Below are 3,739 nucleotides of genomic sequence, written 5' to 3' on the forward strand. Positions count from 1 at the left end.
GCGGAAATCTACGCCGAGCGGTTTTCCGACCCCGACGGCCGCGTCAGGGCAAGTTTCTCGATTGTCTGGATGTCCGGCTGGGCGCCCGACGCTTCGCAGCAAAAACCGCTGAAGCCAGGGTCGGCCAAGGTCTCGCTGAAAACAATCCTGGAGGCGCCCGACGGGCAATGATCCTGCCCCAGGCGCGGGAAAGCCGGATCAGGGAGTGGGTGCGAAAGCGTTCGCAAGCTTGCTGTTGTTGTCGCTGAACAGCCAGATGATCCCGTCGCGGACCTCACCGATACCGCCGACGATGGCCAGCGACAGCACGGCGATGATCACGCCATATTCGACGGCCGTGGCGCCGGTCTCGTCGTTCAGAAAACCCAGCAGCACTGCTTTCATGGCCTCAACCCCTCTGTCCGGGACCTTACAGCCGACCTGTTAAGAAAGGTTAACGGCAAAGGCTTAACAGGCGGTGAAACCGCCGCCTTTGCGAAATCTCTTAACCATGTCAGCAGTCGCCGCTGCTCCGGCCATTGGACCTGATGATGCAGACCGAGCTCGGCTGCGGCTGCAGCACGCTGCGGCGCAGCGTGTAGGTTTCGCGATGGCCGATCGAGCCTGTGGCCGCCATGTCGAGCCCGCCGAAACCGTCACGGGCCGACAGCGAGCGTGTCTGGCTGTCGAGGAAAGGGGTTGCGATCAGCGCCAGCGCCACCGCGGCCGAACCGAACAGAAGCGTTATGCGCAATATGCCCATGCCCGCATCGGCGGCGCGAAACCCCCGCTCGGGCCGGATCGAGTCCCAATCCCTGTCTAGGCTCATGCTATCGCTCCCCGGCAAATCGACCGCTCGGCCGCGAACGGCCATGCTTCAACTTTTCACGACGAGATAAATCTTCCATTAATGCTGGCTGATACAACGCCTCGGCCAGGAACCGGCCGGACGGGAGCCTCAGAGAAGATCGATGAGGAACGGGATCAGCGGCTCATCGGCCGGCGGCATCGGATAATCGCGCATCTGCTTCGGCCTTACCCATTTCAGCGCCTGCCCTTCCCTGGGCTGCGCGATACCGCGAAAGCGGCGGCAGATGAACAGCGGCATCAGCAGGTGGAAATCGTCGTAGGAATGGCTGGCGAAAGTGAGCGGCGCCAGGCACGGGATGTCGGTTTCGATGCCGATTTCCTCATGCAGTTCGCGAATGATGCATTGTTCGGGCGTCTCGCCCGGCTCGACCTTGCCGCCGGGAAACTCCCACAGCCCGGCAAGTTGCTTGCCCTGAGGCCGCTGCGCCAGAAGCACCCGGCCGTCGGCATCGACCAGCGCGCAGGCGGCGACCAGCAGCAGGCGCTTGCCGGCGGTCACGACATCATTCATGACCCGGCGGCCGCCGGTAGTGGTAGCGATAGACTTCCTCGAAGCCGAGCGAATGGTAGAGCGCCAGTGCCGGCACATTGTTGGCCTCGACCTGCAGCCAGGCTTCCCGTGCGCCCCGCAGCCGTGCCCATTTCAGTGCCGACAGGATCAGGTTGCGGCCGTGGCCCCTGTTGCGTGCCGACTTGTCGGTGGCGACCTCGAACAGGCCGGCGAGATCGCCGTCATGCACGCAGATCAGCGTCGCCAGCGCTTCTGATCCATCTTCGAGCGCGAACAGCCCGGCTTCGGGCTGGATGGCGCCGATGATCTCCGACAGGCCGGGGCGCAGCGAAACATCCGAACCGCTGACCTTGAGCGACGCGCCGATGAAGCGGCTGATGTCTTTCAGCGGGATCTGGTCCATGGCAGCGTCGAGTTGCGCATCGGCCAGCGGCAGCCGCATGACCAGCGACTCGTCGAACCGGCTCCATCCCTCACGGTCGAGATGACTGGCAAGATCGGGACCCGACAACGGCGACATGCGGAATGTCAGCGGCCTGCCATAGGCATCGAAACGGCGGCTGGCCCGGCCGATACGGTCGGCAATGTGCTGGATGTCGCCGGGATCGAGCGGATTGACCGAGTTCAGCCGCTTGGCCGGATGGCCGGCGGTCAGCCGCACCACCCAGGTGCCGTCATAGTGGACGGCGGCCGCCGGCCAGGCGCGAAAGCCGGCCGCCTCGTAACGGCGCACGATCGCGAGCATGCTTGCCGGATGCCTGGAGCTCAAAACCGTCAGCTCCGGTAATCGCCATTGATGGCGACATATTCCTTGGTGAGGTCGCAGGTCCACACCGTCGCCTTGCCGCGGCCAATGCCGATATCGGCGCGGATGCGGATATCGTCGCGCTTCATGTAGGCCGACGTCGCCGCCTCGGAATAGCCGGGGTCGCGCTCGCCTTCATGCGCCAGCCTGTTGTCGCCGAACCAGATCGACAGCCGGTCGCGATCGGCGGGTTCGCCGGCCTTGCCGACGGCCATGACGACGCGGCCCCAATTGGCGTCCTCGCCGGCGACTGCCGTCTTGACCAGCGGCGAATTGGCGATCGACAGCGCGATGCGCTTGGCCGAGCGCGCCGATTTGGCGCCGGTGACGGTGACTTCGACCTGCTTGCGGGCGCCTTCGCCGTCGCGCACCACCTGCAGCGCCAGCGATTTCAGCACCTTGCCGAGCGCCCGGCGGAACGTGCCGAGACGGGCATCCTTGGGATCGGTTATCTCCGGCGCGCCGCGCCTGGCGGCCTTGCCGGTGGCGAAGATCAGCAGCGTGTCGCTGGTCGAGGTGTCGCTGTCGACGGTGACCGCGTTGAAAGTCTTGGCCGTGCCGCGCGACAACAGATCCTGCAGGACAGGTGCGGCGATCGGCGCGTCGGTGGCGATGAAGGAGAGCATCGTCGCCATGTCGGGCGCGATCATGCCGGCGCCCTTGGAAATGCCGTTGATGGTGACATCGGTGTCGCCGAGCTTGACGGTCGCGGTCGCCACTTTCGGATAGGTATCCGTGGTCATGATCGCCTTTGCCGCTTCGGTCCACAGCTCGGGCTTGCCCTTGCTGACCAGCCCCGCGAGCAGATGGCTGAATTTGCTGGTGTCGAGCGGCTCGCCGATGACGCCGGTCGAGGCCATGAAAACCTCCGCTGCCGTGCAGCCGGCCGCCTTCGCCGCCGCCTCGCCGGTCAGTGCGGTCGACTCGCGGCCCTTCTTGCCGGTGAAGGCATTGGCGTTGCCGGAATTGACGACCAGCACCCGCGCCTTGCCCGCGCCGAGATTCTGCCGGCAGAAATCGACCGGCGCCGAGGGGCATTTCGATTTCGTGAACACGCCGGCGACCGCAGTGCCTTCATCGAAGACCATGGTCAAAAGATCGGTGCGGCCCTTGTACTTTATCCCTGCCTCGGCGGTGGCGATGCGCACCCCCTCGATTTCTGGCATTTTCGGGTATTTCTTCGGCGCAAGCGGCGAAATCGTCGTGGACATGGAGGCCTCGGGCGGGAAAATCGCAAGGGAAGGCCGGTTTGCCCGATAGACCGCGCCGGCGCAAGGGCGTTTTCGTCGCTCTTGTCCGGGAGCTCGAACTCGCCCCTGGGAGCAGGGCTCCGAGACGTCGCAAGCCATGCAGTAGACATCGTCCGACGGCCGGTCCGGCGGTGTCAGCCAGTTTGCGCCGGCCGCGTTCATCTCAATAGGAATTTATTCTTGACAGGGTGAGAGCAGCTATGCTACATTTTCGTCCATGGTGCTGATTTGCACCAGTGACCCGCCGTCCCGGCGGGTTTTGCTTTTGGGACCTCGCCAACCAACACGCCGGTAAGGTTCCCAGAAAACGACCAACCCCTGCCC

5 protein-coding genes and 1 pseudogene are annotated in these 3,739 nt (G+C 64.6%); 1 reads left to right on the forward strand and 5 read right to left on the reverse strand.

Annotated elements, in window-relative coordinates; genetic code table 11:
* A pseudogene (locus EOA22_RS39095) lies at positions 1 to 171 on the forward strand (SAM-dependent methyltransferase); the annotation flags it as partial.
* A 27-nt stretch (positions 172 to 198) separates the two neighbouring features.
* Here EOA22_RS39095 and EOA22_RS27345 read toward each other — a convergent pair.
* The 5 genes from EOA22_RS27345 to argJ all read right to left on the reverse strand — a co-directional run bounded on the left by EOA22_RS27345 (position 199) and on the right by argJ (position 3,376).
* Positions 199 to 384, reverse strand: coding sequence for a Flp family type IVb pilin (locus EOA22_RS27345; protein ID WP_013529446.1), 186 nt, complete (start codon positions 382 to 384; stop codon positions 199 to 201).
* Between the two features lie 109 nt (positions 385 to 493).
* Positions 494 to 808: a hypothetical protein gene (locus tag EOA22_RS27350; RefSeq protein ID WP_013529445.1), complete on the reverse strand. Its 315-nt coding sequence runs from the start codon at positions 806 to 808 to the stop codon at positions 494 to 496.
* A gap of 129 nt (positions 809 to 937) precedes the next feature.
* Positions 938 to 1,360, reverse strand: coding sequence for a (deoxy)nucleoside triphosphate pyrophosphohydrolase (locus tag EOA22_RS27355; protein ID WP_063169074.1), 423 nt, complete (start codon positions 1,358 to 1,360; stop codon positions 938 to 940).
* The gene (locus EOA22_RS27360; RefSeq protein WP_013529443.1) at positions 1,353 to 2,105 is read right to left on the reverse strand and encodes a GNAT family N-acetyltransferase; all 753 of its coding nucleotides are present in this window, start codon (positions 2,103 to 2,105) and stop codon (positions 1,353 to 1,355) included. The genes EOA22_RS27355 and EOA22_RS27360 overlap by 8 nt, the downstream gene beginning before the upstream one ends.
* A 29-nt stretch (positions 2,106 to 2,134) precedes the next feature.
* Positions 2,135 to 3,376, reverse strand: coding sequence for a bifunctional glutamate N-acetyltransferase/amino-acid acetyltransferase ArgJ (gene argJ / locus EOA22_RS27365; RefSeq protein WP_063169075.1), 1,242 nt, complete (start codon positions 3,374 to 3,376; stop codon positions 2,135 to 2,137).
* Positions 3,377 to 3,739 lie beyond the last annotated feature (363 nt).

This window comes from Mesorhizobium sp. M7A.F.Ca.US.014.04.1.1 (genome assembly GCF_003998745.1).
In the GTDB taxonomy this organism is placed as follows: domain Bacteria; phylum Pseudomonadota; class Alphaproteobacteria; order Rhizobiales; family Rhizobiaceae; genus Mesorhizobium; species Mesorhizobium ciceri.